General features: G+C 72.7%; 26 protein-coding genes, 6 tRNA genes and 1 pseudogene. 11 read left to right on the top strand and 22 right to left on the bottom strand.

The genetic code is table 11. The annotated features are described in order from the left end of the window. Positions 1 to 6: 6 nt before the first annotated feature. The 4 genes and pseudogenes from ABT171_RS13015 to ABT171_RS13000 all read right to left on the bottom strand — a co-directional run bounded on the left by ABT171_RS13015 (position 7) and on the right by ABT171_RS13000 (position 1775). On the bottom strand, positions 7 to 453 hold the full coding sequence (locus ABT171_RS13015) for an SRPBCC family protein (RefSeq protein ID WP_351242864.1): 447 nt from the start codon (positions 451 to 453) through the stop codon (positions 7 to 9). A 280-nt stretch (positions 454 to 733) separates the two neighbouring features. After that, a pseudogene (locus ABT171_RS13010) lies at positions 734 to 1066 on the bottom strand (sugar ABC transporter substrate-binding protein); the annotation flags it as partial. Positions 1067 to 1154: 88 nt separating this feature from the next. Continuing rightward, positions 1155 to 1226: transfer RNA gene (locus ABT171_RS13005), tRNA-Val, on the bottom strand. A gap of 75 nt (positions 1227 to 1301) precedes the next feature. Beyond that, the gene (locus tag ABT171_RS13000) at positions 1302 to 1775 is read right to left on the bottom strand and encodes a TIGR02611 family protein (protein ID WP_351242862.1); all 474 of its coding nucleotides are present in this window, start codon (positions 1773 to 1775) and stop codon (positions 1302 to 1304) included. 191 nt (positions 1776 to 1966) lie between these two features. Between ABT171_RS13000 and ABT171_RS12995 the strand changes: the two genes are divergently transcribed. Continuing rightward, positions 1967 to 2380: an SsgA family sporulation/cell division regulator gene (locus ABT171_RS12995; RefSeq protein ID WP_004002642.1), complete on the top strand. Its 414-nt coding sequence runs from the start codon at positions 1967 to 1969 to the stop codon at positions 2378 to 2380. Between the two features lie 274 nt (positions 2381 to 2654). Then, positions 2655 to 3215: a CGNR zinc finger domain-containing protein gene (locus ABT171_RS12990; protein WP_351242860.1), complete on the top strand. Its 561-nt coding sequence runs from the start codon at positions 2655 to 2657 to the stop codon at positions 3213 to 3215. Between the two features lie 106 nt (positions 3216 to 3321). Here the strand turns inward: ABT171_RS12990 and ABT171_RS12985 are convergent, their stop codons facing one another. Further along, positions 3322 to 3471 (bottom strand): hypothetical protein, encoded by a 150-nt coding sequence (locus tag ABT171_RS12985; protein WP_351242858.1) that lies wholly within the window; start codon positions 3469 to 3471, stop codon positions 3322 to 3324. A 123-nt stretch (positions 3472 to 3594) separates the two neighbouring features. Continuing rightward, entirely contained in the window at positions 3595 to 4038 is a 444-nt protein-coding gene (locus ABT171_RS12980; RefSeq protein WP_351242856.1) for a hypothetical protein, read from the bottom strand. Between the two features lie 259 nt (positions 4039 to 4297). On the opposite strand from ABT171_RS12980, the gene ABT171_RS12975 reads away from it, so the two are divergent. Further along, positions 4298 to 4822, top strand: coding sequence for a DsbA family protein (locus ABT171_RS12975; protein ID WP_351242854.1), 525 nt, complete (start codon positions 4298 to 4300; stop codon positions 4820 to 4822). A gap of 19 nt (positions 4823 to 4841) precedes the next feature. Here ABT171_RS12975 and ABT171_RS12970 read toward each other — a convergent pair whose 3' ends face one another. From ABT171_RS12970 to ABT171_RS12960, 3 genes are all read right to left on the bottom strand, one after another. Continuing rightward, positions 4842 to 5666: a GNAT family N-acetyltransferase gene (locus tag ABT171_RS12970; protein WP_351242853.1), complete on the bottom strand. Its 825-nt coding sequence runs from the start codon at positions 5664 to 5666 to the stop codon at positions 4842 to 4844. Between the two features lie 82 nt (positions 5667 to 5748). Then, complete coding sequence (locus tag ABT171_RS12965; RefSeq protein ID WP_351242852.1) at positions 5749 to 6570, bottom strand: aminotransferase class IV; 822 nt, start codon at positions 6568 to 6570, stop codon at positions 5749 to 5751. Next, positions 6567 to 7631 carry a chorismate-binding protein gene (locus ABT171_RS12960; RefSeq protein WP_351242850.1) on the bottom strand — a complete coding sequence of 355 codons (1065 nt, stop codon included), beginning with the start codon at positions 7629 to 7631 and terminating at the stop codon, positions 6567 to 6569. The genes ABT171_RS12965 and ABT171_RS12960 overlap by 4 nt, the downstream gene beginning before the upstream one ends. Before the next feature lie 178 nt (positions 7632 to 7809). On the opposite strand from ABT171_RS12960, the gene ABT171_RS12955 reads away from it, so the two are divergent. From ABT171_RS12955 to ABT171_RS12935, 5 genes are all read left to right on the top strand, one after another. Continuing rightward, a tRNA-Gly gene (locus ABT171_RS12955) sits at positions 7810 to 7882 on the top strand. A gap of 38 nt (positions 7883 to 7920) precedes the next feature. Beyond that, positions 7921 to 7994: transfer RNA gene (locus ABT171_RS12950), tRNA-Cys, on the top strand. Between the two features lies 1 nt (position 7995). Continuing rightward, positions 7996 to 8067, top strand: a tRNA-Val gene (locus tag ABT171_RS12945). Between the two features lie 46 nt (positions 8068 to 8113). Beyond that, positions 8114 to 8185 (top strand) — tRNA-Val (locus tag ABT171_RS12940). A gap of 29 nt (positions 8186 to 8214) precedes the next feature. Further along, a tRNA-Val gene (locus ABT171_RS12935) sits at positions 8215 to 8286 on the top strand. Positions 8287 to 8346: 60 nt separating this feature from the next. Here ABT171_RS12935 and ABT171_RS12930 read toward each other — a convergent pair. The 3 genes from ABT171_RS12930 to ABT171_RS12920 form a co-directional block, all read right to left on the bottom strand. After that, positions 8347 to 8652, bottom strand: coding sequence for a TFIIB-type zinc ribbon-containing protein (locus tag ABT171_RS12930; RefSeq protein WP_351242848.1), 306 nt, complete (start codon positions 8650 to 8652; stop codon positions 8347 to 8349). Between the two features lie 80 nt (positions 8653 to 8732). Continuing rightward, positions 8733 to 9740 carry a phosphotransferase gene (locus tag ABT171_RS12925; protein WP_351242846.1) on the bottom strand — a complete coding sequence of 336 codons (1008 nt, stop codon included), beginning with the start codon at positions 9738 to 9740 and terminating at the stop codon, positions 8733 to 8735. Between the two features lie 662 nt (positions 9741 to 10402). Continuing rightward, entirely contained in the window at positions 10403 to 10579 is a 177-nt protein-coding gene (locus tag ABT171_RS12920; RefSeq protein WP_351242844.1) for a hypothetical protein, read from the bottom strand. A 602-nt stretch (positions 10580 to 11181) separates the two neighbouring features. On the opposite strand from ABT171_RS12920, the gene ABT171_RS12915 reads away from it, so the two are divergent. Next, complete coding sequence (locus tag ABT171_RS12915; protein ID WP_351242842.1) at positions 11182 to 12594, top strand: serine/threonine-protein kinase; 1413 nt, start codon at positions 11182 to 11184, stop codon at positions 12592 to 12594. Between the two features lie 88 nt (positions 12595 to 12682). Here ABT171_RS12915 and ABT171_RS12910 read toward each other — a convergent pair whose 3' ends face one another. The 9 genes from ABT171_RS12910 to ABT171_RS12870 form a co-directional block, all read right to left on the bottom strand. After that, entirely contained in the window at positions 12683 to 13501 is an 819-nt protein-coding gene (locus ABT171_RS12910) for a TrmH family RNA methyltransferase (RefSeq protein WP_351242840.1), read from the bottom strand. Between the two features lie 87 nt (positions 13502 to 13588). Then, positions 13589 to 14821 carry a uroporphyrinogen-III C-methyltransferase gene (gene cobA / locus ABT171_RS12905; protein WP_351242838.1) on the bottom strand — a complete coding sequence of 411 codons (1233 nt, stop codon included), beginning with the start codon at positions 14819 to 14821 and terminating at the stop codon, positions 13589 to 13591. A 257-nt stretch (positions 14822 to 15078) separates the two neighbouring features. Beyond that, positions 15079 to 19467 (bottom strand): nicotinate-nucleotide--dimethylbenzimidazole phosphoribosyltransferase, encoded by a 4389-nt coding sequence (cobT, locus tag ABT171_RS12900; RefSeq protein WP_351242836.1) that lies wholly within the window; start codon positions 19465 to 19467, stop codon positions 15079 to 15081. A 343-nt stretch (positions 19468 to 19810) separates the two neighbouring features. Beyond that, positions 19811 to 21034, bottom strand: coding sequence for a precorrin-6y C5,15-methyltransferase (decarboxylating) subunit CbiE (gene cbiE, locus ABT171_RS12895; protein ID WP_351242834.1), 1224 nt, complete (start codon positions 21032 to 21034; stop codon positions 19811 to 19813). 87 nt (positions 21035 to 21121) lie between these two features. Continuing rightward, the gene (locus ABT171_RS12890) at positions 21122 to 21739 is read right to left on the bottom strand and encodes a GNAT family N-acetyltransferase (RefSeq protein WP_351242832.1); all 618 of its coding nucleotides are present in this window, start codon (positions 21737 to 21739) and stop codon (positions 21122 to 21124) included. Positions 21740 to 21881: 142 nt separating this feature from the next. Then, entirely contained in the window at positions 21882 to 22712 is an 831-nt protein-coding gene (locus ABT171_RS12885) for a MetQ/NlpA family ABC transporter substrate-binding protein (RefSeq protein WP_351242830.1), read from the bottom strand. A 66-nt stretch (positions 22713 to 22778) separates the two neighbouring features. Beyond that, positions 22779 to 23516: a methionine ABC transporter permease gene (locus ABT171_RS12880; protein ID WP_351242828.1), complete on the bottom strand. Its 738-nt coding sequence runs from the start codon at positions 23514 to 23516 to the stop codon at positions 22779 to 22781. Next, entirely contained in the window at positions 23513 to 24547 is a 1035-nt protein-coding gene (locus ABT171_RS12875; protein WP_351242962.1) for a methionine ABC transporter ATP-binding protein, read from the bottom strand. The genes ABT171_RS12880 and ABT171_RS12875 overlap by 4 nt, the downstream gene beginning before the upstream one ends. A gap of 344 nt (positions 24548 to 24891) precedes the next feature. Further along, positions 24892 to 25542 carry an HAD family hydrolase gene (locus tag ABT171_RS12870; protein WP_351242826.1) on the bottom strand — a complete coding sequence of 217 codons (651 nt, stop codon included), beginning with the start codon at positions 25540 to 25542 and terminating at the stop codon, positions 24892 to 24894. An 88-nt stretch (positions 25543 to 25630) separates the two neighbouring features. Here ABT171_RS12870 and ABT171_RS12865 point away from each other — a divergent pair, with 88 nt between their 5' ends. Together ABT171_RS12865 and ABT171_RS12860 are read left to right on the top strand one after the other, a co-directional pair. Further along, on the top strand, positions 25631 to 25990 hold the full coding sequence (locus ABT171_RS12865; protein WP_351242824.1) for a hypothetical protein: 360 nt from the start codon (positions 25631 to 25633) through the stop codon (positions 25988 to 25990). A gap of 1 nt (position 25991) precedes the next feature. After that, the gene (locus tag ABT171_RS12860) at positions 25992 to 26411 is read left to right on the top strand and encodes a hypothetical protein (protein WP_351242960.1); all 420 of its coding nucleotides are present in this window, start codon (positions 25992 to 25994) and stop codon (positions 26409 to 26411) included. On the opposite strand, the gene ABT171_RS12855 is transcribed toward ABT171_RS12860, so the two are convergent. Continuing rightward, complete coding sequence (locus ABT171_RS12855) at positions 26401 to 26898, bottom strand: GNAT family N-acetyltransferase (protein ID WP_351242958.1); 498 nt, start codon at positions 26896 to 26898, stop codon at positions 26401 to 26403. The genes ABT171_RS12860 and ABT171_RS12855 overlap by 11 nt on opposite strands. Between the last annotated feature and the right edge of the window lie 35 nt (positions 26899 to 26933).

Here is a 26933-nt window from a genome sequence, read left to right as displayed (position 1 = left end):
GTTCGTTCAAACCGCTTCCAGGTGCCGCAGCAGCCCGCGCCGCCCGGCCCGCATCATCAGGCGGTGGTTGACGCGGAAGACGGGGCGGCCCGGTACCGCGAGCCGGCGCAGCAGCGGCTTGTGCACCCGGACCTCCTGGTCGTACCGGGCCAGGGTCCCGGAGCCCTCGGCGGTGACCGTCCAGCGCGCCCAGCCCTCGATGTCACCGGTCAGGGTGACCTGCAGCACACCGGCGTCGGGGTCGTGGCGGGTCCGGCGTGCCGTGAAGGTGATGTCGTACGGCAGCACGGACCGGATGGTGAGGACGCCGGTGGCGTCGTCCAGCCGGATCACCGACCGCACCTGGGGCCACCAGCGGGGATAGTCCTCGGGCCGCTCCAGCACCGTGTACACGGCGGCGGGCGGCGCGGGCAGGGACCACTGGCTGCGGAAGCGGTAGTGGGTCCAGTCCATGGGTCGAGTGTGCCCGTGCCCGGTGCGGTCCGGTGCGTGAAGCAGTGCACAAGTCTGAGTACGCGTACTCATGCGCCGCGCTCCGGCACCGGCCACACTCGGGGAGCGAGCGCCGCCGCCCGTGCGACGGCGCTCCACTTTTGCCGCCGGCCCGCCATGGGGAAGAACGCCTTGCCGTTCTGGCGGAGGCAGTCGTCCCTGGTCCACCCCGTGTGCGGCTCGACGCCGCCTTCCGGAACACCTTCTTGTCGATGACGAGCGCCATGGTGTCGGAACCGACGGGAATTCCGGGCTGCTTTCCGTCGCCCTCGCCCACCTTCACCACGCCGTCCCAGAAGTGATCCAGGGTCAGATTGCCTGCCCGAACGTGGGACTTGAGGTCGAGGAGAATTCCGCGCTTGTCGTACTTCCGGAGAAAGGTGACGGCCTTTTGGAAAACATCCGGGGGATTTCCGCCGGCGGCCCGGGCCTGGAACTTCTCCCAGAAGCCGTCGTACGTCTGGAAGTCGTCTTGACCCTGATCTTGGGGTACTTCTTCTCGAAGAGCGCGACGGTCCGGTCGATCTTCTTGGCCCGCTCCTCGGGGGCCCAACCGTGAGTAACTGATCGTCACCGTTCCGTCACCGGAACCGCCGGGCCGGTTCGGGCCCGCGTACGCCGACGGCCCACCTGCTGTCCTGCAGGTGGGCCGTCGGTCCGGGTGGGCGATACTGGGTTCGAACCAGTGACCTCTTCGGTGTGAACGAAGCGCTCTCCCACTGAGCTAATCGCCCGGGCGCAGGAAGAACATTACCCCATGTCAGGGGGTGCCTCCGACCACGCCCGGAGCGACGGGCGGCGGACTCCGGTCACTGGTCCTCGATCCGCCACGGCACGACGACGCCGAACTTCCACACATAGGCCCCCACCAGCGCGGCCACGATCACCAGCCCGATACCGGTCAGCGTGATGTTGCGGCGGCGCACCCTGGGGTCGAGGGCCCGCTGGGCGGCCTCGGTCACCTTGCGTTTGGTCCAGCGGAGCACGAGCTGCGCCCAGACGAACTCGGTCGCCCAGATCGCCATGCCTCCGAAGATCACCACCCAGCCGGGTCCCGGCAGCGGCAGCATGACGATGCCGGCGGCGACGACCGCGAGGCCGATCACGAAGACGCCGACCTGCCAGCTCAGATGCAGCAGTCGGCGGGCCTTGACGAATTCCGGCGCCCGGGAGCCGAGGCCGCCGTCCCCGCGCCCCGCTTCCGGTCCGGCTTCCCTCCGGTCCGCCTTCACCCTGTCCGCCGCCCCGGCGACGTCGCCCGGTTCGTCACTCCCCGTATTCATATGGACAAACCCTACCGGAGTGAATCCAGTCACCGGAATGGACGTAGGTCTCGTACGAGTTCTCGGCCGGAAGAGTTACGTAAAGACACGCAAAACGCTCAGAGGGGTTTACAACGGCACCGTAGGTGGCATGTCGATTTCGCCGACGTGCGAATCCCCGAGCGCACACTGAGCGAAAGGCCCTGGCGCTTATGAACACCACGGTCAGCTGCGAGCTGCACCTGCGCCTCGTTGTGTCGAGCGAGTCCTCCCTGCCTGTCCCCGCAGGCCTGCGGTACGACACGGCCGACCCCTACGCCGTGCACGCCACCTTCCACACCGGAGCCGAGGAAACCGTCGAGTGGGTGTTCGCCCGCGACCTCCTCGCCGAAGGGCTCCACCGGCCCACCGGCACCGGCGACGTCCGTGTCTGGCCGTCGCGCAGCCATGGTCAGGGCGTCGTGTGCATCGCCCTCAGCTCCCCGGAGGGGGAGGCCCTGCTCGAAGCCCCGGCGCGGGCCCTGGAGTCCTTCCTGAAGCGAACCGACGCCGCCGTGCCGCCCGGCACGGAACACCGGCACTTCGATCTGGATCAGGAGCTCTCGCACATCCTGGCGGAGAGCTAGGTCGCGGCCTCCGAAAGCAGCCCGGCGCCGTCCACTCGGGGAGACGGCTCGGGCCAAGACAGCCGCATACGGCACGGGCCGGCGCCGTCACCGTGAACGCTCACGGGGCGGCGTCGGCCCGTGCGCGCCCGCCGGCTCCGGGAACCGCCGCGGGCGCGGCGGCGTTCTCCCGGCAGGCGAGTCGGGCCGCGGACGGTGCGGCGGGCGGGGTTGTCGCTACCATCGGCCAGCATCGGCGGGCGTCCGCCCGACCCCCCAGGCCAGGGAGCGAAACGTGCTGATCACCCACGACGCCCGGTGTGCTCTCGACACCGTGGTCGATCTGGTGAACACCGCGCCGGAGGACGACACGGCGGCCGACGGGCTGCCCGATGTCCCGGCTCTCGCGGATTTCGTACGAAACCACGAGATCAGCGATGTCGGCGTGCTGTCGGAGTCCGACCTCTCGGCGGTGCGCAGGATCCGGGGGCGCTTCGCGGCGATCTTCGCCGCACCGGACGCCCGCTCCGCCGCCGGGCTGATCAACGAGCTGGTCGCCGCCGCGGGCACCACCCCGCGCCTGACCGACCATGACGGTTACGACTGGCATGTGCACTACTTCGCGCCCGGTGCCTCCGTGGCCGACCATCTCGCGGCCGACTGCGGGATGGCACTCGCCTTCTTCGTGGTGGCCGGGGAGCAGGAACGGCTGCGCCGCTGCGAGGCACCGGACTGCCGGCGCGCCTTCGTCGACCTCTCCCGCAACCGCTCCCGCCGCTACTGCGACAGCCGCACCTGCGGGAACCGGCTGCACGTGGCCGCGTACCGGGCCCGCCGCAAGGAGGCGACGGGATGATCCCGGAGGGAGCGCCGTAGGGGTTCCAGCTGGGCTCCGAGTGCCGGTGTGGCGGCCCGTGGCGACGTCGGTCCCGGCGGGTGGCGCCGGGACGGACGTGTACGGCTCACAGCAACAGCAGATCGTGCAGCGCAGCCATGAGGAGCAGACACCCGATCACCGCAAGGAAGATCATCAGCGGTGGCTGGGATAGGGCGAAGAGGCACCCGCGCGGCTCATCCTCCGGCGGCGCGGCCTCGCTCTCTGTGTCCAGCATCTCGCGGCCGATGATGGCGCAGAACAGACCCCGTGCGCGATCAACGCGCTCGTGATATGCGGGAGTTACCGCATTCCGCACCGTCTCGTCCGACTTGAGTCGGCTTGTGAACGGTTCTGGACCTCATATGCCGTGCTTCTTGAGGATGGCCTCGATGTCGCTGAAGTCTTCGGCGGAGCCGGTGGCGCGTGGGGCGGTGGCGGATCCGGTCGTGGGCCGGGCGCCCGCGCCCAGGGAGGGTGCGGAGGCTCCCGGGGCCACGGCCTCGGACTGGTCGCCGCGGGCCGCTCTGCGCTGGGCACGGGTGCCGCCGCGCCGGCGTTCGACCGCCCGGGTGCCCGCGAACAGGAGCCAGGCCGCGCCCAGCACGCCGAAGCCGGCCCAGGCGGTGGGGCTGAAGGCGGTGTCGGCGAGCCAGCCGACGGCCCCGGTCATCACCAGGCCGACCGGCACCAGCGAGTAGGCGGCGATGCGGGCCGCCGCGAGGAAACGCCTGCGGTAGGCCGTGACCACCGCGATGCCCAGGCCCGCCGCGGACACGGCGGAGCAGACGGTCTCGGCAATCATCCGGTCCTCCTGGGCGGCTCGGTCGGGGAGAAGGCGCACAGTGCGCGGACGCGGCCACCGCCACGGCGCACCGCCTCCGTCCCCTCCATCCTGCACCGCCATGTCCTCGCGAGGCCACGCTCCCGGGGGACATCAGGGACATCTCCGGGTCACCTCCTACTGGAGTGCCGGTCCGGCGCCGTACCTTCCCCGCGCCCGGGCACGGCGGCCGTGCCGTTCCGATTGGGTCAGCCGCGTCCGGCCTGGGAGACTGGTCGGCATGAGCGACTCCTCCCCCGCACGCACCGACGCCCTCGTTCTCGACGTCTGGTGCGAACTGCAGTGCCCCGACTGCCGTACCGCCCTGGACGACGTCCGCGCCCTGCGCGCCCGTTACGGCGACCGGCTGGAGCTGCGACTGCGGCACTTCCCGCTGGAGAAGCACAAGCACGCCTTCGCCGCCGCGCAGGCCGCCGAGGAGGCGCTGGAGCAGGGCAAGGGCTGGCCGTATGTGGAGGCCGTGCTGGAGCGGGTCGAGGAGCTGGACCGTCAGGGAGAACCCTTCCTGGTCGGGGTGGCCCGTGAACTCGGGCTCGACGCCGAGGAGTTCGACACCGCACTGATCGACGGCCGGCACATCCTGATCGTGGACGCCGACCAGGCCGAGGGCAAGGCGATCGGTGTCACCGGCACCCCGACGTACGTCATCGGCGGCGAACGCCTCGACGGCGGCAAGAGCCAGGAGGGGCTGCGCGAGCGCGTCGAGGAGATCGCCGACCGGCTGCTGGGCGAGCAGGACGCCTGAGCCCCCGGGGCCCCTGGCCCTACAGCAGGGGCTTGGCGAGGGAGCGTTCCGTGGTCTCGTAACCGAGCGACTCGTACAGCCGCTCGGCCGGGGTGTTGCCCGCGAACACATTGAGGCCGAGGACCCGTCGGCCGGCCTCGATGGCCTGGCGCTCGGCGAGCAGCATGAGCGTGCGGCCGTGGCCCCGGCCGCGGTGGGCCGGGTCGGCCGCGACGTCGAAGACGAACGCCTCGCCGTCCCGCAGGGCCACCCACAGGGTGCCCACCCGGGCCCCTTCGTGCTCCAGGACGCTGAAGAGCATGCCGTCGGTGCCGAGCCCGTGCGGCAGCAGTCGTTCGTGGTCGCTGCGGGCCTTGGCGTGGGCCGCGTCCGCGGAGAGGCCGCGCTCGGTCCACATGCGCGCGTACTGCTCGCGCTCGTACTCCTGCCAGGCGTCGAAGTCCGCCTGGGTCATGGGTCGCGCGCTGCTGCCGGGCGGCAGCTCGGGCGGGGCGGTGCCGAGGCGCTTCTCCATGCCGCGGTTGCGCAGGGTGTAGCCCAGGGCGCCGAAGAGCGGCAGGGCCATGTCAGCGGAGGCGGGGACGCGGATCTCGATCTGGGTGCAGCCCCAGCCGCGCGCCACCTCCTCGGCGGCGAGCGCGGCCACCGTGCCCCGGCCGCGCCGCCGGTCGGGCTCGGCGATCCACAGATCGATGACGCGGGCCACCGAGTCGCCGAGGGACGGCGAGGTGCCGAGGTGGATCTCGCCGACGGGACGGCTGTTCACGCACACCTGGTAGCGGCGGGAACGGGTGCCGTCGGCGTTGCGCTGGAGCGGCTCGACCGGCCGCAGGGTCGTGGTCATCACAGGTGTTCTACCCGCAGCCGGCCACCCAGTCAGCCCGTTTTGCGGCGCGCCCCGGCCCAGTCCCGGGCTCGGACCCGGCTCAGGGGTCCAGGTCCTGTCCGGCCCGCTCGTCGAAGATCTGCATCGCCTTCGCGGTCACCGGGCCCGGAGCGCCGGGCAGCTCCCGGTCGTCGACCCGGTGCACGGCCTGGATGTCGCGCAGGGTCGAGGTGAGGAAGACCTCGTCCGCGCGCTCCAGCACGTCCAGCGGCAGATCGGTCTCCTTGGCGCCCGTCCACTCGACGGTCAGCGCACGGGTGATGCCCGGGAGGCAGCCGGAGGCGACCGGCGGGGTGTGGATCTCGCCGTCCAGGACGACGAAGACATTCGACCCGGTGCCCTCGCAGAGCTGTCCGACGGTGTTGCCGAACAGCGCTTCCGAGGCGCCGCGTTCATGGGCGCGGGCGAGGGCGACGACGTTCTCGGCGTACGAGGTGGTCTTCAGGCCGGTCAGCGCACCGCGCTCGTTGCGGGTCCACGGGACGGTGATCACGGCGGTGGTGTCCGGGCGGCGGGTGGTCTCGCCGAGGGCGACCACGAGGGTCGGGCCGTGCTCACCGCGGTCGGAGCCGAGCGGTCCGTGACCGCCGGTGTAGGTGATCCGCAGCCGGCCGAGCGGCATCGGGTTCGCCTCCAGGACGGCCGCGCAGGCCTCCCGTACCTCGTCGTGGTCGGGCTCGGGCAGGCCCAGGCCACGGGCCGAGCGGCTCAGCCGGTCCAGGTGCCGGGTGAGCGCGAAGGTCCTGCCGTGGACCGCCTTCACCGTCTCGAAGACGCCGTCGCCGACGGTCAGCCCGTGGTCGAAGACGGAGACCCGGGCGGACTCCAGGTCGCGCAGCCCGCCGTCCAGCCAGATCCTCATGAGTACACCCCTCCACTTGCCGCGTACGCTCCCGACGCTACCGCGAGCAGCCGGGACGCCTTCAGTTCGGTCTCCCGCCACTCCCCCTCGGGGTCGGACCCCCACGTGATGCCGGCGCCGGTGCCGAAGCGCAGCACGGCCGTACCGCCGTCGGGCCGGTCGATCCAGAAGGTGCGGATGCCCACGGCCAGCTCGCCCGTGCCCCGGTCGGCGTCCACCCAGCCGATGCCCCCGCAGTACGGCCCGCGCGGGGCGGTCTCCAGGGCCTCGATGATCCGCAGGGCGCTCGACTTCGGCGCGCCGGTCACCGAGCCGGGCGGGAAGGCGGCGGCGAGGAGGTCCGGCCAGCCGGCCGTGTCCCGCAGCTCGCCGCGGACGGTGGAGACCAGGTGGACCAGGCCCGGGTGCTTCTCCACGGCGCACAGGTCGGGGACGGTCACGCTGCCGGTCGTACAGACACGCCCGAGGTCGTTGCGGACCAGGTCCACGATCATCACGTTCTCGGCGTAGTCCTTCTCCAGGAGGTCCGCCTCCGTGCGCCCGGTGCCCTTGATGGGCCCCGACTCCACGACACGGCCGCGGCGGCGCAGGAACAGCTCGGGCGAGGCGGTGGCGATCTCCACGCCGTGCTGCGGCAGCCGGATCGTTCCGGCGTACGGCGCCGGGTTGCCGCGGGCCAGCAGGGCGGTCAGGGCGTCCACGTCGGCGTCCGGGGGAACCGGCGCGCTGAGCACCCTGCAGAGGTTGGCCTGGTAGACCTCACCGGCCGCGATGTGCTCGCGTATGCGGCGGACGGCCGTCGTGTACGCGGCCCGGTCCAGGGAGGAGGTCCAGTCCTCCACCGCGGGCCCCCGCCAGCCCCCCGGCACCGGCGCGGGCACCGGCGCCTCGTGTACGTCCGCGAAGCGAGCGCAGGTCAGCCGGCCCTCGAAGTCCGCGCAGACGGCCCAGAAGCCCGCGGAGTCCAGGGCGGCCGGGTCACTCGTGACGTCCAGGAGTCCGGTGGCGACGCGGTCGCCGAAGCGGGCCAGGGCAGGGAGCGGGGAAGGATGGTGGAGCACGGGGTCGAGTCTAGGTCGGGTGTCCGAGAGGTGGCCCTGGGATGACCCCGAGGGGGCCTTGACCACGTGGTCCGCCGGAGGCACCGCAGCACGCTGCGCAAACGCGTTTTTGTGCTGGCCCGGGAATCCGCTAGAGTTCAACACGTCGCCGGGACGCGGAAGCGGACCGAAACGACAAGCGGACGTAGCTCAGTTGGTAGAGCGCAACCTTGCCAAGGTTGAGGTCGCGAGTTCGAGCCTCGTCGTCCGCTCGAAGGAAGAAGGGGTCATCCCGATCCCCTACACTCCTGGTGGAGTGGCCGAGAGGCGAGGCAACGGCCTGCAAAGCCGTCTACACGGGTTCAAATCCCGTCTCCACCTCCAAGGACGATTAGCTCAGCGGGAGAGCGCTTCCCTGACACGGAAGAGGTCACTGGTTCAATCCCAGTATCGTCCACTGGATCTTCTCGCAAGATCCACGGGTCTTCTCGAAGATCCCACCCGCGCGATTAGCTCAGCGGGAGAGCGCTTCCCTGACACGGAAGAGGTCACTGGTTCAATCCCAGTATCGCGCACTGACTGTGACCCCAGGGTCACGGCCCGCGGACGATTAGCTCAGCGGGAGAGCGCTTCCCTGACACGGAAGAGGTCACTGGTTCAATCCCAGTATCGTCCACACAGCAAGGAGCCCCCGGCCGTCTCGTACGGCCGGGGGCTCTTTCGTGCCCCGCGCCGCTCAGCTGGAGAAGAGCATGTGGGCCCAGCTCTTGTGGCCGTGGTGCCCGTGGTGGCCGTACTGTCCGTGGCCGCCGTGGTGACCGCCGTGCGGGGCGCCCCAGGCGGGCGCGGGCGGGGCCGGGTACGGCTGCGGGGCGGCGGGCGGGGCCGGCGGGACGGGCTTGGACCACTGGGACTCCAGCTGGGTCAGCGCCTCCAGCTCCCCGTAGTCCAGGAAGATGCCCCGGCAGCCGCTGCACTGCTCGATCTGGACGCCGCTGCGGTTGTAGGTGTTCATCGGGGCGTGGCACTTCGGACAGTGCATGGTCGGCTCAACTCCTCGCCGGTCGGTCCTGCTTCGTGTTTCCCCAGGACAGACTCCGTCCAGCCCCGGTCGGTTGCAGCCTAGCCCGTGTGTCTGTTCGTGTCTGCGGACGCCAACTGGTGCGGAATCGGAGCCATTCGGGCGCATGCGTCGACGAGTGCCTGTTCCACCTCGTCCAGCGGCCGGCCGGCCGTGAGCGCCTTGGCGAGGGCGAGGGCGGCCGTCTGTACGGTCAGTGCGCGGGCCGGGACGTCCAGGGCGGGCCAGGGGTCGCCGGCCGAGGGTACGGCGGGGCCGCCCGAGCGCTGGTACGCCCCGAGGAGACGGGTCCATGCGTCGGGCGGGAGCAGTCCGCAGGCGTACCAGGCGGCCGGGCGGGCGAGGTCCCAGGCGGGGACGCCGGTTCCCAGGTCATCCACGTCGATCAGCCGCCAGGGGCCGCCCGGAGCCGGGTGGCGGACGAGCTGGCCGAGGTGGAGGTCGCCATGGCAGAGGGCCGGGGTGCCGGGCATGGGGGCCTCGGCGCGGGCCCAGGCGGGCAGGGCGGCCCAGGCGGCGAGAACGGGGCCTGCTGCCAGGTGGAGCCCGGCGCGGGGTTCAGCAGGGGGCTCGGGGCGGGGTTCGGCAGGGTGCTCGGCGCGCAGGGCCGTGCGGAGCCGGGTGACGGCGCGGGCTGCCTTCTCCGGACCGCGCATCGGGGGCAGACCGTCGGGCGGGGAGGCCCGGTGCAGGCGGGCGAGAAGGGTGGCGGTGGCTTCCCAGGGGGCCGCGTCCGGGGCGTCGGGGTCCACGGGGGCGCCGTACGGCCAGAAGGTGACCAAGCGGTCCTGCAGGAGGGTGGGTGTCGGGGTGAGCGGAGGCAGGAGGACGTCCGGGAGACGAGCGGCCACGGCCAGGCGGAGGGTCAGCGCGGCGGGGTCGGTACCGGGGGCGTGGGCCTTTGCGACGGTGTCGGCGTGCCGTACGACGGTGGCGTCGGGGCGGTCGGCGAGCGGGGCGGGTGGCTCGCCGCAGGCGCAGGGGGCTCCGCCGGGGACCGGGTGGGCGGCGGCTCTGGCCTGGGCGGTGAGAGCGGGGAGCAGGGTCAACGGGGGCCTCGGTGGTCGGGTGTCCCGGTGAGCGTACGGGGATGGGGGGCGCGGTGCTTCATCGGTGCGCGGTGTTGGGGCCGGGGGGTGGCTGCGGGGGGCGGTTTCCTCGGCGCCGGTGCCGGTGCCCGGGCGGGGCGGGGGGTGGGGTCGCTTGCCCGCGCCGGCGGGGTGCCGCGTGCGCCCGTCCGTGCCACCGCGGGGTACCTCCTGGGCCCTTGAAGCACGGGCACGACTGCCCGCGGCTGGGTACATGGGTCGCTGAGAGCGAGCGGCGGCCTCACGGCACGACCGCCTGGAGCTGCCGGGTCAAGGCAACCCCCGCCCAGCCGGCACCGGCCCCGGCACCACTGCCCACAGCTGCGACAGGCACGCGGCCCACTGACAGATGCGCGACCTTCTCGCCGCACGACCGCCCACAACCGCCCGGGCCAGGACAGCCACCGCCGAGGCCGCACCAGCCCCCGGCACCACTGCCCGCAGCTGCGACACGTACGCGCACGCCGGGGCTCTGCCAGGCGGCGGGCCGGGGCCGGAGAAAGCAATGCCGGCGCAGCTCCCCAGCTGCGCCGGCATCATGCCGTCCGTCGCACCCCCGTCCCCACGGGGTTTCCTGGATGGATGTCCCCGCCCGGACCGCTCTTCCGGGCCTGGGGCGCCGCTCAGCGCCCCAGCATCGCACCCACGGACGACGCCTGTGTGGCCACCGTCTCCCAGCCGTCGAAGACGAGCAGGAGCAGGGCCGCCAGAGGAAGGGCCATGAGCGTCGCCACCAAGGGGTGGCGGCGGCCCGTCCGGCGCGGCGCGAACGCCGGGCTTCGCGGTGCCGTGTGGGCCATGGTCCCTCTCCTGACCGTGTCTCTTGTGGTCGGCAGCGGCGGGCGCCTGACCTCGGGGGACGAGTGCTGCACCCGCCGCTTGACCTCAAATCTAGGCGGGGGGCGAGCGACGGGCGTCATGCCCTCGTACCGATTGCCGGGCCTCCCGGAGGATGAGCCATGACCTGGGATGTACTCCCCTGGGTGGAGACGCGGGTCCGGGCCTAGGGGTCTTCCCGGAGGGGGGCCCGCTGTGTCCGGTCATGCCGGAAGCGTCCAGCGGGCCGGAAGGAGTGACTTCGATCACTCCGGAGGGGTGGTGGCGGTGTGGTGTGTGCGGGCCGTGGTCCGCACCGCGGCCTGGCCTCTCGTCGCTACCAGGTGTCCGCCGGGTGGAGACATGAACCGGCACCGGCTGCCCCCTCGCACTCTCAACGCCCGTTCGGTGGAGATCGGTTGGGAAAGCGGATGGCTCAATGCCCCGACGCCCGCCGTCTTCCTGACCGCACATCACCTCGTACCGGCGGGCGGCACAATCCGTCGGCCCCGGAGGGCGCGGCCTCTGCGCGCAGGCGGCCGTGGAAACGTAAGCTGTGCCACGTCACAGGGACCGGGCAGCGGGGATGAACATGGCGATGATGCGCCTGAGGCGCGAGGACCCGCGCGTCGTCGGCTCGTTCAGGCTTCACCGACGGCTCGGCGCGGGCGGGATGGGTGTGGTCTACCTCGGCTCCGACAAGAAGGGGCAGCGGGTCGCCCTGAAGGTGATCCGGCCCGATCTCGCGGAGGACCAGGAGTTCCGGTCGCGGTTCGCCCGTGAGGTCTCGGCGGCCCGGCGGATCAGGGGCGGCTGCACCGCCCGGCTGGTCGCCGCGGACCTGGAGGCGGAGCGGCCCTGGTTCGCCACGCAGTACGTCCCCGGACCCTCCCTGCACGACAAGGTCGCCGACGAGGGCCCGCTGGGCGCGGCCGACGCGGCGGCGATCGGCGCGGCGCTGTCCGAGGGGCTGGTCGCCGTGCACGAGGCCGGTGTCGTCCACCGGGACCTCAAGCCCTCCAACATCCTGCTGTCCCCGAAGGGGCCGCGGATCATCGACTTCGGTATCGCCTGGGCCACCGGCGCCTCCACGCTCACGCACGTCGGTACGGCGGTCGGCTCCCCCGGCTTCCTCGCCCCCGAGCAGGTGCGCGGCGCGGCCGTCACCCCGGCGACGGATGTCTTCTCCCTGGGCGCGACCCTCGCCTACGCATCCACCGGGGACTCACCCTTCGGGCAGGGCAGTTCCGAGGTCATGCTGTACCGGGTGGTGCACGAGGAACCGCACCTGCACGGCGTACCCGACGCGCTCGCCCCGCTGGTCCGGGCCTGTCTGGCCAAGGACCCCGAGGAGCGGCCCAGCACGCTGCAGCTGTCGCTGCGGCTCAAGGAGATCGCCGCGCGTGAGGCACAGGGCCTGGCCGACGTACGGCCGCCCGCGCCGCGCGCCGCGGAGGCGGACCGGCCCACCGGACGGCTCGCCGACACCTACCCCGAGCAGCAGCGCACCCAGCGGCGTACGTCCCCCGGCACACCGGTGCCGCGCGGCGGCGCCCCCTCCCGGGGCGGTGCACCGGCCCGTGGCTCAGTCACTTCGCGGGGTGGCAGCGGCGCGCGCGGCGGTGGCACGGGTGCTCCCGCGCGGCCGGGTGCGGCGCGCCCGACCCCGCCGCCGCGCGGCGGCCGGCGCTCGGGCGGTGGGCACCACCCCGCTCCGCGCAACGGTGCCGGGCGGCCCGCGCGGCGTACGGCGGGCGGCGGGCGCCGGCCGGCCAATCCGCGTCTGCTGCGCCAGCGGCTGTTCGTGTTCGTGGTGGTGACGCTGCTCGTCGCGCTCGGCATCGCGGTGGCGCAGGGCTGCCAGGGACCGGCGCGCGGACTCGGCGGCGACGGCGACCGGCAGCAGCGGCACGCCCAGCCGGACTACCGGCCGGCGGACGCCGACCAGCCGGTGTCCGGCCAGCACGAGCCGACCCTGAGCCGCGACTTCGGCAACTGACGGCGCCTTCGGCGAGCAGGACGGCGGTGACCCGGGCGGCCTGGGCCCGGGGGTGGCGGCGTCCCGGAAGGGAACGCGGGGCGGGAGGTCAGGGGCGGGGGCGCCCGGTGGCCACCGCGTAGAAGGCGACCGCCGCGGCCGCGCCCACGTTCAGTGAGTCGACGCCGTGGGACATCGGGATGCGGACCCATTCGTCGGCGGCGACCAGGGCCTGCCTGGACAGCCCGTCACCCTCGGCGCCGAGCATCAGGGCCACCCGGTCCATGGTGTGCGGAGCGGCCTCGTCGAGCGAGCGCGCCTTGTCGTCCGGGGTGAGCGCGAGGAGGGTGAAACCGGCCTCGCGGACCGAGTCCAGGCCCTTCGGCCAGGTCTCCAGCCGGGCGTACGGCACCGAGAACACCGCGCCCATGGACACCTTGACGCTGCGCCGGTACAGCGGGTCGGCGCAGTCGGGCGACAGCAGGACCGCGTCCATGCCGAGCGCCGCCGCCGAGCGGAAGATCGCGCCGATGTTGGTGTGGTCGTTGACCGACTCCATGACCACGACCCGGCGGGCCGAGCGCAGCAGCTCGGCGGCCGTCGGCAGCGGTTTGCGCTGCATGGACGCCAGCGCGCCGCGGTGCACGTGGTAGCCGGTGACCTGCTCGGCGAGATCCGGACTCACCGCGTAGACCGGGGCGGGGAGTTCGTCGATGACGTCGCGCATCACGTCGACCCACTTGGCCGAGAGCAGCATGGAGCGCATCTCGTAGCCCGCTTCCTTGGCTCTGCGGATGACCTTCTCGCCCTCGGCGATGAACAGGCCCTCGGCGGGCTCGCGCTTGCGGCGCAGCTCGACATCGGTCAGGCCTGTGTAGTCGCGCAGGCGCGGGTCGTCGGGATCCTCGACGGTGATGAGATCGGCCACAGAGTGATACTGCCTTGTCCTCGGTGCGGTGCCAACGGCTCGGAACGGGTCGTGTTACCCGGGGTTACGCATGATCAGGGTCGGTGATCAAGCGGCGGGCTGCGGGCCGACCCGTACGACCTCGCCGATGACGATGACCGCCGGCGGCTTCACGTCCTCGGCGCGCACCGTCTCGGCGACCGTGGCGAGCGTGGCGTCGACACGTCGCTGCGCGGCCGTCGTACCCTCCTGGACCAGCGCGACGGGGGTCTGCGGGGACCTGCCGTGCGCGACGAGCGTCTCGGCGATCTTCCCGATCTTGTCGACGCCCATGAGGATCACGAGTGTGCCGGTGAGCTTGGCGAGGGACGGCCAGTCGACCAGGGAGCGCTCGTCGTCGGGCGCCACGTGCCCGCTGACGACGGTGAACTCGTGGGCGACCCCGCGGTGGGTGACCGGGATGCCGGCCGCGCCCGGGACCGAGATCGAGCTGGAGATGCCGGGCACCACCGTGCAGGGGATGCCCGCCTCGGCGAGCGCCTGCAGTTCCTCCATGCCGCGGCCGAAGACGTACGGGTCTCCGCCCTTGAGCCGGACGACCGACTTGCCCTGCTTGGCGTGCTCGATGAGCGCGTTGTTGATGGCCTCCTGGGCCATGAAACGGCCGTACGGGATCTTCGCCGCGTCGATCACCTCGACGTGCGGCGGGAGTTCGGCGAGCAGGTCGCGCGGGCCGAGCCGGTCGGCGATGACGACGTCCGCCTCGGCGAGCAGCCGCCGGCCGCGGACCGTGATCAGGTCGGGGTCGCCGGGGCCGCCACCGACGAGCGCGACGCCGGGTGTGCGGCTGCGGTGGTGGGGCGCCACCAGGGTGCCGTCGCGCAGGCCCTCGACGACCGCGTCGCGGATGGCGGCGGTGTGGCGGGGGTCGCGGCCACGCGCGTCCGTGGTGAGGACCGCGACGGTGACGCCCTCGCTGTGGCCGGTCGCGGGAGTCCAGGCGGTCGCCTGGTCGGCGTCGTCGGAGCGGACGCACCAGACGCGGTGCCGCTCGGCTTCGGCGGAGGCCTGAGTGTTGGCCTCGGGGTCGCTGGTGGCGATGAGGGCGTACCAGGCCTCGGCGAGGTCGCCGTCCTGGTACGGGCGCCTGACCCAGCCGATCTCGCCCGCGTCCGCCATGGCCTCGACGGAGGGGGTCGCCTCGGGGGACACGAGGACGATGTCCGCGCCTGCCGCGATGAGCGCCGGGAGGCGGCGCTGGGCCACCTGTCCGCCGCCGAGGACGACCACGCGGCGGCCGGAGAGGCGGAGGCCTACGGGGTAGGCGGGGTGTTCGGCCATGAGGGCGGCTCCTCTTGAGGCTGCGGTGCGATAGCCCTGACGTGCGGATTTTATGGGGCGCGGAGTTTCGGCGGGTCAGGTGTCCGGTGGCTGGGCATCGCCTCCGGGTGCGGGTGCGTGGGTGCGTGCGCACCCGTTCCGCGGGATGGCTGCCCACGGACCCACGGGTGTCTGCCGGGTGCCCGGAACCGCCGTCCCGGGCGCCCACGCCGGCAAGGGGGCCGGCGCTGCGGCCCGGGACCCCCTGCACAACGTCACTACTTCTCGGTAACTCCCGCCGAATCGAACGTGGCCACCTCGTGCATCGCCCGCGCCGTGCTCTGGACCAGCGGAAGCGCCAGGAGCGCGCCCGTGCCCTCGCCCAGGCGGAGGTCGAGGTCGACCAGGGGGCGCAGGCCCAGCTTGTTGAGGGCGGCCACGTGGCCGGGCTCGGCGCTGCGGTGGCCGGCGATGCAGGCCGCGAGGACCTCGGGAGCGATCGCGCGGGCGACCAGGGCCGCGGCACCGGCGCTGACGCCGTCCAGGATCACCGGCGTACGCAGCGAGGCGCCGCCGAGGAGCAGCCCGACCATGGCCGCGTGCTCGAAGCCGCCGATGGCCGCGAGGACGCCGATGGGGTCGGCCGGGTCCGGCTGGTGGAGTTCCAGGGCGCGCCGGACGACCTCGGTCTTGCGGGCCAGCGTCTCGTCGTTGATGCCCGTGCCGCGGCCGGTCACCTCCGCCGGGTCGGCACCCGTGAAGACCGAGATGAGGGCAGCCGAAGCCGTGGTGTTGGCGATGCCCATCTCGCCGGTGAGCAGCGCCTTGTTGCCGGCCGCCACCAGGTCGCGGGCGGTCTCGATGCCCACCTCGATGGCCTGCTTGGCCTCCTCGCGGGTCATCGCGGGGCCGGTCGTCATGTCGGACGTGCCACCGCGGATCTTGCGGGGCAGCAAGCCGGGGGTGGCCGGGAGGTCGGCGGCGACGCCGACGTCCACGACGCACACTTCGGCGCCGACCTGGGTGGCGAAGGCGTTGCAGACCGCTCCCCCGCCGAGGAAGTTGGCCACCATCTGGGCGGTGACCTCCTGCGGCCAGGGGGTGACGCCCTGGGCGTGCACGCCGTGGTCGCCGGCAAAGATGGCGACGGCTGCGGGCTCCGGGATCGGCGGCGGGCACTGCCGGGACAGCCCGGACAGCTGTGCGGAGATGATCTCCAGCATGCCGAGCGCGCCGGCCGGCTTGGTCATGCGCTTCTGGCGCTCCCATGCCTCGCCGAGCGCCTTGGCGTCGAGCGGGCGGATCTGTGCGACGGTCTCGGCAAGCAGGTCGTGGGGTTCCTCTCCGGGCAGGGCGCGGCGGCCGTACGTCTCCTCGTGCACCACCCAGGACAGGGGGCGTCGCTTGGACCAGCCGGCCTGCATCAGCTCGGGCTCGTCCGGGAACTCGTCGACGTACCCGACACACAGGTAGGCGACGACCTCCAGGTGCTCGGGCAGGCCGAGCGCGCGGACCATCTCCCGCTCGTCGAAGAAGCTGACCCAGCCGACGCCGAGGCCTTCGGCGCGGGCGGCGAGCCAGAGGTTCTCCACCGCGAGCGCCGAGGAGTAGGGCGCCATCTGCGGCTGGGTGTGACGGCCGAGCGTGTGCCGGCCGCCGCGGGTGGGGTCGGCGGTGACGACGATGTTGACCGGGGTGTCGAGGATGGCCTCGATCTTCAGTTCCTTGAACTGCTTGGCCCGGCCCTTCGGCAGCGACTTGGCGTAGGCCTCGCGCTGACGCATCGCCAGTTCGTGCATCGTCCGCCGGGTCTCGGCGGAGCGGATGACGACGAAGTCCCAGGGCTGCGAGTGACCGACGGAGGGCGCGGTGTGCGCGGCCTCCAGGACTCTGAGCAGCACCTCGTGCGGGATGGGGTCGCTGCGGAAGCCGTTGCGGATGTCCCGGCGCTCGCGCATGACCTTCAGGACGGCCTCACGCTCGGCGTCGGCGTAGCCGGGCGCGGCGGGGCCGGTGGACTGTCGTGGCTCGGCCATGGCAGCCGTCTCTGCTTCCTGGTCGTCGGGCGCTGTCTGCAGGTCTTCCGCACGTTGTACGGCATCGGGGGCCGGCTCGCCCTCGCGCGGCGCCGGCACCATGGCCACCGGCTCCTGTGCGCCCTCTGCGGGCAGGACCAGGGGCTGCGGCGGGGTCGGCGCCAGATGCGGGGCGGTGGGCACCTGGCCCTCGACCTGCACGAACTGCCCGAGCGGCTCCTGCGGAGCGTCGTGGCCGGCCGGTGCGGCGCCGGCCTCGGCGGGCTGTGTCTGCGGGCCGGCGGGTGCGCCGGGTCCGGTGGCGGTGACCTGGGCGGTCGGCTGGGGCTGGGCCGACGGCACGACGGCGGCCGGGGCCTGCGGGGCGCCGACTGCGGACGCCGCGGGGTCGGCCAGCTGGGGGCCCTGGGCGGGGTAGGGCTGCGGCTCGGGCACGGCGGCGGCCGGGACCGGTACGGCGTCCTGGGCCGGGGCGGCGGCAGGGGCCTGGGGTTCCGTCGCCTCCGGCGCGGAGCCCGGGGTACCGGACTCGGGCGCGGCCACCGGCTCGGGGGCCGGTACGGCCCCCTCGGCGGGCGCGGGCTGAGCCGCGGGCGGTGCCGCCACCACGCCGGGCTGCGGCTCCACTGCGACCGGGGTGTTCGGACCGGCCTGCGCGGGGGCGGCGGCCTGCGCCGCGTCCGACGCCTCGGGCGCCGGGGCGGTGCTCGCGCTGTCGACGGCAGCACCGGCCGCCGCAACAGCCTGCCCGGCGTCGGCGGCGACGGTCACATCCTGCACCTGCGGCACGGGCACGCCCTCGCCGGGCTGAGCGGCGCCGGTTGCCTGAGCGGCCGCGGACAGCTGATCGGCCTCGGACGGCTGTGGGCCCTCACCCGGCTGCGTAGCTCCAGACGCCTGAGCAACCCCGCTCACCTGAGCACCCCCGGACTCCTGCACCGCCTCGCCCGGCTGTACGACCTGGCCCGGCTGTACGACCTGGCCCGGCTGTACGACCTGGCCCGGCTGAACAGCCTCCGACGGCTGAGCGGCCACGGACGACTCCGAGCCCTCGCCCGGCTGCACGGCTCCAGACGGCTGAGCAACCCCGGACTCCTGCACCGCCTCACCCAGCTGAGCGGCCTCCGACGGCTGAGCGGCCACGGACGACTCCGGACCCTCGCCCGGCTGCACGGCTCCAGACGGCTGAGCAACCCCGCCCGGCTGAGCATCCCCGGACTCCTGCACCGCCTCGCCCGGCTGTACGACCTGGCCCGGCTGAGCGACCGCACCCAGCTGAACAGCCTCCGACGGCTGAGCGGACCCGGACGACTCCGAGCCCTCGCCCGGCTGAGCCGCTCCAGACGGCTGAGCAACCCCGGACTCCTGCACCGCCTCACCCGGCTGCACGACCTCGCCCGGCTGAGCGACCTCGGACGGCTGAGCGGCCACGGACGGCTGTACAACTCCGCCCGGCGCAACGCCTTCGGCCGGCTGTACACCCCCGCCCGCGTGAGCACCCTCCGGCGTCTGCGTCCCCTCCGCCGGCTGAGCGGCCCCGGACGCCTGAACAGCCCCGGACGCCTCGATGGCGGAGTCGGCCTGTGCGTCCTCCGGTGCCTGTTCCGGCACCGGGACGGCACCCTGCTCGCCCGGATGTGCCGGCGCCTCCTCGGCGACGGGCGGTGTGGGTCCGGGCTCGGCCGGTCCGGCCTCCGTCACCGGCGTCTCGGCCGCGAGACCGCTGTTCCCGGCGGCCGTACCGTCGACAGGCTGTACGTCCTCGGCAGCGACCCGGTGGACACCCTCCGGCCCCTGCCCTTGCTCCGGTCCTTGCTCTGCGGCGAACGGCTCGGCGCTCTCGGGGGCCGTGTACACGCCGTCGTGGCCGTGCGCGGGCTGCACGCCGTCGTGGCCGTGCACCACCTGCGCGGTACCCGGTGCCTGCCCGGCCGCCTGGTTCGTGAGGCGGGCGACGGCGGCCTGGGCGGCGTCGGACGGTTCGGCCGGTGCGGCGGCGTCAGCGGGGGCGGCGGGGGCGGCGGCCGGGTCAACCGTTTCGGCAGCCGGTGCCCCCGTGCCGGCCTGGGCCACGGCGGGGGCGGCGGGCGCCGCGCCCCACGGGGCCGCGCTCTGCGGGGCCATGTCGTGCAGCGGCTGGGCGTCGAGGTACTCGGGGCCGGCCGGCGGCGGACCGGGCTGCCGTACCGGCGCGCCGGCCGGGCCGCGGTCGGCGAGGGAGCGGACCGGGCTGGCGGAGGCATCGGGGATCGGCGGCCCCAGGTGCAGTGGACGGCGCGGCGGCTGCGGCGCGGCCTGCTGGTCCTGCGGGGCCGCGAGGATGGGCGACGGCGGCACGGAGGCCGGGGCCTGGTTCGGCAGGCGGACGCCGCTGAGGTCGACGGAGCCGCTGTCCCGGCCGGCCGTCTCGTGCGGGCCCGGCTCGTGGACGGCCTCCAGGACCGGTTCCGGAGCGGGTGGCGGCACCTCGTTGCCCCACGCGCCCTGGGCACCCGGCAGCAGCAGGTCTTCGTCCTCGGCGGGTGCCTCGGAGAGGTAGGCGTACGCACCGTGCGCGGCAACGCCCGGCTGCTCCACCATGCCTGCGCTCTCCGGCTGCCCCTCGGCCGGGACCTGGCCGGTGTCGGTCATGCGTACCCCTCGCCCATCGGTTAGTGCTCCTACGACCAGCTCACCCGGAACGGCGCACCGACCGCCCGTAGTGAAGAACGAGCGTCCGTGCCCAGCGGCACGAACGACCCGCCGGAAAAGGCGACAAAGCCATTCAGTGGCATTGTCCCGGCCGTTCCGCCGTCACGACAGCATGATCCGCGACAGCCCGCTGTGGACTGCGCCACGTTGCGCGTCCTCCGGTTCCGCAGTACCACACCCACCCCAAAGCGGGCGCGCTTTCCGGACATTGGCGAACGAAAGTCCGGGCCACCGGTGCGGTACAACGATCGGCCAGCCTACCGCGCGCGGTACGACAACAGGATCACGGGGCACGGTCGGGGAGAACCCCGCTGAGCAGGAACGCGACGCTCCGCTCGGTCTCGGTCCAGGCGCGGGTGTCGAGTTCGACGGACTGCAGCAGGGCGCACTCGACGCGGTACCCGTGCTCGGTCAGGTCACGGCCGACCAGTTCGGCCGCGTCGCGGGTCGCCGCGTGGGTGACGATGCGCTGCGGGCGCCGGTCGGCGACCGCGGAGACGACGGCCGCTCCTCCGCCGCCCACCCGGACGACGTCCGGCTCGGGCAGGTTCTCCAGGACCTGCGGGGCGGTGCCCTGGACCACGTGGAGCTGTACGCCGTACCGCCGCGCGGCCGCGTCGGTCCGGGCACAGGCCCGGGGATCCCGGTCGACGGCGATGACGGCGGCCCCGGCGCGCGCGGCCTCGGCGGCGAACGCGCCGGAGCCGCAGCCGATGTCCCACACGAGGTCGCCGACTCGGGGGCCGAGGCGGGCGAGTTGGGCGGCGCGCAGCAGTTCCGTCTCGCCCTCGCCGAGGCGGCTGCCGGGCCCGTCGCCGTAGGTCTCGTCGGGCTGCACCCAGCCGCGCGGCCCGGCGCCCGGTTCGCGGCCGGCGATCCAGCCGCCGCCCTCCCCCGCGCCGGCCGGGCCGCCGATGACGATGACGACGTTGGGGTCGCGCCAGGTGTGGTCGGGGGCCTTCTCGGAGGTGACGACCGTGACCTGCTCGCGTTCGGTGCCCAGTTCCTCGCAGATGACGAAGGTCCGGTGCACGCCCTCCAGCAGCAGCCCGAGTTCGGCGGGTCCGGCGCCCGGTGCGGTGAGGACGGCGACCTTGGAGTGGGCGCGGCAGACGTTCACGGCCCGGCGCAGGGTGCGCGGGTGGGCGACGACCACCTGGGCGTCGTCCCAGGGCATGCCGGCGCGGGCGAAGGCGGCGGCCACGGCGGAGACGGCGGGGACGACCTCGACCTCCAGGCCGAACTCCGGTGCGCGCAGGGTGCGTACGACGCCGAAGAAACCGGGGTCGCCGTCGGCGAGCACGACCGCGGTGCCGCGGTGGGCGGCGATGCGGCGGGCGGCGAGCGCGACGCTGCCCAGGCGGACGCGTTCGGCGGCGGGCGGGACCTCGGGCAGCGCCAGGTGGTGGGCGGCACCCGCCACGAGCGTGGCGGCGCCGAGGGCGGCGCGTGCCGCGTCGGTCAGCGGCGAGCCGTCCCAGCCGATCACCGTGACCCGGTCGGCCATCGTCGTCTCTCCAGGTCTTCGCAGGTCGTCATGGGGGTGGGGCCCGTGTGCGGACTCCGTGAGGGTACCTGGTGAGGGCCCGAGGGCTCAGTTCCAGTCCGAGTGGGACGTGAAACCGCGCGTGTCGGCCAGGTCCTCCGGCAGCAGGCTCCAGACGATGACATCGGTGCGGACATCCGCCCATGTGCCGTCGCCGGACCTGCTGCGCGCTATCCAGGCGTTCCGCAGGACGCCCTCGCTGATGCAGCCGATCTTCTGGGCGACCTGCTGGGAGGCGGTGTTGTCGGCGGTGGTGCGCAGCTCCAGGCGTTCGAACTTCTGGGTGTGGAACAGCCACTGCGCGGTCGCCAGGGCCGCCTCGGAGGCATAGCCCTCGCCGCGGGCCCACGGCGCGATGACGTAGGCGATCTCGGCCGAACGCACCCGCCAGTCGGTGTTCTGCAGATGGACGATGCCGACCAGGCGCTGGGTGAGGAACTCGTCGACGGCGAACACGATGCCGCGGCCCTCGGTGCGTTCGGCCGGGGCGAGTTCGGTGATCCAGTGCCGGGCGTCGGCCTCGGTGTAGGGGTGGGGTACGGAGGTCCAGGCGGTGACGAGTTCGTCGTTCATCATCTCGGCGTAGGCCTCGATGTCGGACTCCTCGAAGGGGCGCAGCACCAACCGCTCCGTGCTGATGGAGACGTTGGGAAAGGTGCCAGTCATGCGCCGCTCCGTTACTTCGGTAAATCTTCAGGGCCTGCGAACTGCCCAGCATGCAGCATGAAGCCACTGAATCGCACGACGGGGTCCACCCCGGGTGAGGGGGTGGACCCCGTGCGTCACGAAACGTCGTGTACGTGCCGGCTCAGAAGGACGGGATGACCGAGCCCTGGTACTTGTCCTCGATGAACTTCTTGACCTCGGGCGAGACGAGGAGCTTGGCGAGCTTCTTGACCCGCGGGTCCTTCTCGTTGCCCTTCTTCACGGCGAGGAAGTTGGCGTAGGGGTTGTCCTTGGCGGACTCCAGCAGGATCGCGTCCTTGGCGGGCTTCAGACCGGCGGAGATGGCGTAGTTGCCGTTCACGACGGCGGCGTCCACGTCGTCCAGGGAGCGCGGGGTCTGGGCCGCCTCGACCTCCTTGAACTTGAGGTTCTTGGGGTTCTTGGCGATGTCCTGCGCGGTGGCCTCGTTGCCGGCGCCGTCCTTGAGGGTGATGAGCCCGTTGGCGGCGAGCAGCTTCAGGGCGCGGGCCTCGTTGACGGCGTCGTTCGGGACGGCGATGGTCGCACCGCTCTTCAGCGCGTCGGCCTTCTTGACCTTGTGGGAGTACAGGCCGAGCGGCTCCAGGTGCACCGTGACGACCGGCACGACGTGGGTGCCGTGCTTGCTGTTGAAGTCGTCCAGGTACGGCTGGTTCTGGAAGTAGTTGGCGTCCACCGAGCCGTCCTCGGTCGCCGTGTTCGGCGTGATGTAGTCCGTGAACTCCTTGACCTCCAGGTCGAGGCCCGCCTTCTTCGCCAGGTTCTTCTTGACGAAGTTCAGGATCTCGGCGTGCGGGGTCGGGCTGGCGGCGACGACCAGCGGGCCGCTGTAGTCGTGGGAGGCGGAGGAGCTGCCGGAGCCGCAGGCGGTCAGCCCGAAGGTGAGGGCTCCGGTGGCGAGGACGGCGGTGGTGAGCTTGGCGGTGTTACGCACGAAAAGTGCCTTTCCTTAAGGGTGGTGCGACCCCGTGTACGGGTGAACGGGGAGATCAGGGGTGCTTCAGGCGACCTTGCCGACGTCGGCCGCGGCCGGCTCCTTCGCCTTCAGCAGGCGGAGCTTCGGCGCCGGGCCGGAGCGGCCGCCGCGGCTGTGCAGGGAGCGGGCCGCGAAGTCGCCGGCGAACTGGATGAGGGAGATGACGACGGCGAGGATCGCGACGGTGATCCACATCAGCTGGGTCTCGAAGCGCTGGTAGCCGTAGCGGACGGCGAGGTCGCCGAGGCCGCCGCCGCCGACCGTGCCGGCCATGGCGGAGTAGCCGATGAGCGCGATGACCGTGGTGGTGGTGGAGGCGATCAGCGAGGGCAGGGCCTCGGGTACGAGGACCTTGCGGACGATCGTCCAGGTGTTGCCGCCCATGGACTGCACGGCCTCGACGAGACCGTGGTCCACTTCGCGGACGGCCGTCTCGACCAGGCGGGCGAAGAACGGGATGCCGCCGATGGCGAGCGGCACGATCGCGGCGGTCGTACCGATCGTCGTCCCGGTGACCCAGCGGGTGAAGGTCATCAGGGCGACCATCAGGATGATGAACGGCATGGACCGGCCGACGTTCACTATCTGGCCGATCACCTTGTTGGCGAGGACGTTCTGCAGCAGGCCGCCCCGGTCCGTGAGGACGAGGAGGAGGCCGAGCGGGAGGCCGGCGGCGACGGCGATCAGGGTGGACCAGAGCACCATCTGGAAGGTCTCGGTACACGCCTGCGACAGCAGCGGCTGCATCTCGGACCAGGTCACTTGGCACCTTCCTTCACCAGCAGGGCCTCCTGGCCCACCACGTCGATCTGCAGGCCCTGTTCGCGCAGGAAACCGATCGGCACCACGTTGTCCTCGTAGCGGCCGGGCAGTTCGATGCGCATCCGGCCGATCTGGAGGCCGCCGACGGTGTCGATGGCGGCGCCGAGGATCGAGATGTCGATGTTGTAGGTGCGCGCGAGCTGGGAGATGACCGGCTGGGTGGCGGCCTCGCCGTGGAAGGTGACGTCGATGACGGTGCGGTCGGCGCCCGTGCGCTCCCCGCTCACCGGGAACAGCGCGGCGGCGAGCTCCGAGCCGGGGGTGGCCAGCAGCTCGCTGACCGTGCCGGACTCCACGATCCGGCCCCTCTCCATGAGGGCGGCGGAGTCGCAGATCGACTTCACGACGTCCATCTCGTGGGTGATGAGCAGGACGGTCAGGCCCAGCTGCCGGTTCAGGTCGCGCAGCAGCTGGAGGATGGAGCGGGTGGTCTCCGGGTCGAGGGCGCTGGTGGCCTCGTCGGACAGCAGCACCTTGGGGTCGCCGGCGAGGGCGCGGGCGATGCCGACGCGCTGCTTCTGGCCGCCGGAGAGCTGGGCCGGGTGGGCCTTGGCCTTGTCGGCGAGGCCGACCAGGTCGAGGAGTTCGAGCGCCTTGCGGGAGCGTTCCCTCCCCGACTTGCCGAGGATCTCCAGCGGCAGCTCGACGTTGTCCTGCACGGTGCGCGAGGCGAGCAGGTTGAAGTGCTGGAAGACCATGCCGATCCGGCTGCGCGCCCGGCGCAGCTCCTTGCCGGCACGGGGGCCGCGACCGGCGAGCGCGGTGAGGTCCTGCCCGGCGACGGTCACGGTGCCGGAGGTGGGGCGCTCCAGCAGGTTGACGCAGCGGATGAGGGAGGACTTGCCGGCGCCGGACTGGCCGATGACGCCGTAGACCTCGCCTTCGCGGACGTGCAGGTCGACGCCGTCGAGGGCGGTGACCTCACGGCCGCGGGAGCGGTAGACCTTGGTCAGGCCCGAGGTGGTGATCACAGGATTTCCGTCACTGTCGAGTGCGCGGGCGTGGGTGTGCCCGGGCACGGGTGCATGCGGTTCAGGCATGGTGAGTGGATGTGCGTCTCGTACGGCTCACGGCGCACGGACATGCCACGGCTCTCGCTTCGGGGCGCGAGGCTCAGCTGATGCGGGGGCCCTCTAGCAGGCGCACATTCGACACATCAGGCGACACATACAACGAGCACCGGGCGTCGGGGTCGCCTCGGTCGCAAGGATGCGGCAGCTCGTCGTGGTCATGCGATCAGTAAAGCAGACGTACGGTCCTGACCGGCCGCCGCCGTCCGCATAGTGGACAGCGGCGGACAGCCGGTGCGGTGGGGTCAGCGGCGGACGGAGATCTCCACGCCCCCGTCGGTCACCAGTGCCGACAAGGCCGACAGGTCCTCGACCACCAGGTCGGCGTCCAGGTCCTCGGCGCGGTGGGTTGTGGCCAACGCCACGGTGGTCATTCCGGCGGCCCGGCCCGCCTGGAGTCCGGCCGGGGCGTCCTCGAAGACGACGCAGCGGGCCGGGTCGACGCCGAGCCGCCGGGCGGCGAGCAGGTACGGCTCGGGGTCGGGCTTGCCGCGCGTGATGTCGTCAGCGGCGATCAGTGTCTTGGGCAGGATCCCGACGGCGTCCAGGCGGGCCTCGGCGAGCCGCCGGGTGGCGGAGGTGACGACGGCCCACCGGTCGGCCGGCAGGGAGTCCAGGAAGTCCCGCGTCCCGGGCAGGAGCCGCACGCCTCCGTCGGGTACGTCGTCCACCTCCAGCTGCTCGACCCGTGCGACCGCCTCTGGTACCAGGTGGGCGGGCAGCAGGTCGGCGACTATCTCGGTGGCGGGCCGGCCGTGCAGTGCCACGCGCCGGAACTCCTCGGCGGTGACGCCGTATTCCCGGGCCCAGCGGGTCCAGCAGCGCTCGACGGAGTGGAGGGAGGAGACGAGGGTGCCGTCGTTGTCGAACAGGAGGGCGTGCGCGTGGATCGTCATGCCTAGACCCTACGGTGTGGTCTAGACCCTGTGGCCCACGGGCGGGGTCGGCGCCAGGCGCCCGTTTCGGCCGTAATAAGGTCACCGCATGCTCAATGCCCTGACGCTGGCGACCGGGGTCGCCGCGCTGCTTCTCGCCGCCTGGTGCGGCTGGGCCGCCTATCGCGACCAGCCGACCAAGGACTGGCACTTCATCGGCATGGCTGTGGTGTCGTTGCTGGCCGTGGTCCAGCTGGTCGTCGGCATCGTGCAGCTGGCGCGGGGCGAGAAGCCGGAGCAGGGTACGACGATCTTCGTGGCGTATCTGCTGGGCGCGTTCGCGTGCGTTCCGGCGGCGGGGTTCATGTCCCTGGCCGAGCGGACCAAGTGGGGTTCGGTGACGGTGGCCGCGGGCGGTGTGGTGCTGGCCGTGCTGGAGGTGCGGCTCTATGACATCTGGGGAGGCTGAGATGACGGCGGTGGAGGAGAAGCCGACCCGGTTGACCAGCGGGCCGGGCATGCTGCTCGTCTGGTTCTACGGCGTGATGGTGGTCGGCGCGGTGTCGCGTTCGGCGTTCGAGATCAGCACGGAGTTCGATCGGGCGCCGCTGGCGTACTCCTTGTCGGCCGTGGCCGGGCTCGTGTACGCGTTCATCACGTACACGCTGGTCCGGGGCGGGGAGACAGCTCGGCGGGCGGCCATGGTGTGCTGCGCCGCCGAGCTCTCGGGCGTGCTGGTCGTCGGTTCGTGGACGATCGCGGACCCCTCGGCGTTCCCCGACTCGACCGTGTGGTCGAAGTACGGGATGGGCTACCTCTTCATTCCCGTTCTGCTGCCGCTCTCCGCGATGTACTGGCTGCGGAAGGCACGGACCATCGTCAAGCCGTAGCCGCGTAGGTCCCGGCCTGCTTCTCCAGGACGATCATCTCGACCCCGTCCGCACCCTTGGAGCGGCCCACCGTCTCGTAGCCCGAGCGGCGGTACAGGCGGAGGTTGCCCTCGCTGCGGTGGCCGGTGAAGAGGCGGAAGCGGGTGGCGCCGCGCTCCTCCACCAGCGCCGCTTCAGCCGCGCGCAGCAGACGTGCGCCTATGCCGTGGCCCTGAAGGCGCGGGTGGACGCAGAGCTTGCCGATGGCGGCCGTGCCGTCCTCGGTGGTCTTGCCGCGCACCGAGCCGACCACCTCCTCGCCGAGCCGGGCGACGAAGACGCAGTCGGAGGCGACCTCCTGACGGACGGAGTCCAGGGTCTGGACCAGCGGGTCGATGCGGTAGTTGCCGTACAGCGCCGCCTCGCTCTGGAAGCACAGGTACTGGAGCCTGAAGATCTGCTCCGCGTCCTGCTCGGTCGCCACCGAGATGGTCACGCTCATGCCCATGTGCGCATGCCTCCCGCTCACCTGATCACCTGTCG

This window comes from Streptomyces sp. NPDC001851 (assembly GCF_040297165.1).
Lineage (GTDB): Bacteria > Actinomycetota > Actinomycetes > Streptomycetales > Streptomycetaceae > Streptomyces.
The sequence above is the reverse complement of the archived record's forward strand: the minus strand, read 5'-3'. Positions and strand labels throughout refer to the sequence as shown.

Coding starts and splice junctions, on each gene's coding strand:
- ABT171_RS13000 (WP_351242862.1), bottom strand. CDS start 1,775: ATGAATACGGGGAGTGACGAACCGGGCGACGTCGCCGGGGCGGCGGAC.
- ABT171_RS12860 (WP_351242960.1), top strand. CDS start 25,992: ATGACGGCGGTGGAGGAGAAGCCGACCCGGTTGACCAGCGGGCCGGGC.
- ABT171_RS12970 (WP_351242853.1), bottom strand. CDS start 5,666: ATGACCACGACCCTGCGGCCGGTCGAGCCGCTCCAGCGCAACGCCGAC.
- ABT171_RS12920 (WP_351242844.1), bottom strand. CDS start 10,579: ATGGCCCACACGGCACCGCGAAGCCCGGCGTTCGCGCCGCGCCGGACG.
- ABT171_RS12985 (WP_351242858.1), bottom strand. CDS start 3,471: ATGCTGGACACAGAGAGCGAGGCCGCGCCGCCGGAGGATGAGCCGCGC.
- ABT171_RS13015 (WP_351242864.1), bottom strand. CDS start 453: ATGGACTGGACCCACTACCGCTTCCGCAGCCAGTGGTCCCTGCCCGCG.
- ABT171_RS12915 (WP_351242842.1), top strand. CDS start 11,182: ATGAACATGGCGATGATGCGCCTGAGGCGCGAGGACCCGCGCGTCGTC.
- ABT171_RS12865 (WP_351242824.1), top strand. CDS start 25,631: ATGCTCAATGCCCTGACGCTGGCGACCGGGGTCGCCGCGCTGCTTCTC.
- ABT171_RS12855 (WP_351242958.1), bottom strand. CDS start 26,898: ATGGGCATGAGCGTGACCATCTCGGTGGCGACCGAGCAGGACGCGGAG.
- ABT171_RS12995 (WP_004002642.1), top strand. CDS start 1,967: ATGAACACCACGGTCAGCTGCGAGCTGCACCTGCGCCTCGTTGTGTCG.
- cobT (WP_351242836.1), bottom strand. CDS start 19,467: ATGACCGACACCGGCCAGGTCCCGGCCGAGGGGCAGCCGGAGAGCGCA.
- ABT171_RS12965 (WP_351242852.1), bottom strand. CDS start 6,570: ATGAGGATCTGGCTGGACGGCGGGCTGCGCGACCTGGAGTCCGCCCGG.
- ABT171_RS12870 (WP_351242826.1), bottom strand. CDS start 25,542: ATGACGATCCACGCGCACGCCCTCCTGTTCGACAACGACGGCACCCTC.
- cbiE (WP_351242834.1), bottom strand. CDS start 21,034: ATGGCCGACCGGGTCACGGTGATCGGCTGGGACGGCTCGCCGCTGACC.
- ABT171_RS12975 (WP_351242854.1), top strand. CDS start 4,298: ATGAGCGACTCCTCCCCCGCACGCACCGACGCCCTCGTTCTCGACGTC.
- ABT171_RS12890 (WP_351242832.1), bottom strand. CDS start 21,739: ATGACTGGCACCTTTCCCAACGTCTCCATCAGCACGGAGCGGTTGGTG.
- ABT171_RS12930 (WP_351242848.1), bottom strand. CDS start 8,652: ATGCACTGTCCGAAGTGCCACGCCCCGATGAACACCTACAACCGCAGC.
- ABT171_RS12980 (WP_351242856.1), bottom strand. CDS start 4,038: ATGATTGCCGAGACCGTCTGCTCCGCCGTGTCCGCGGCGGGCCTGGGC.
- cobA (WP_351242838.1), bottom strand. CDS start 14,821: ATGGCCGAACACCCCGCCTACCCCGTAGGCCTCCGCCTCTCCGGCCGC.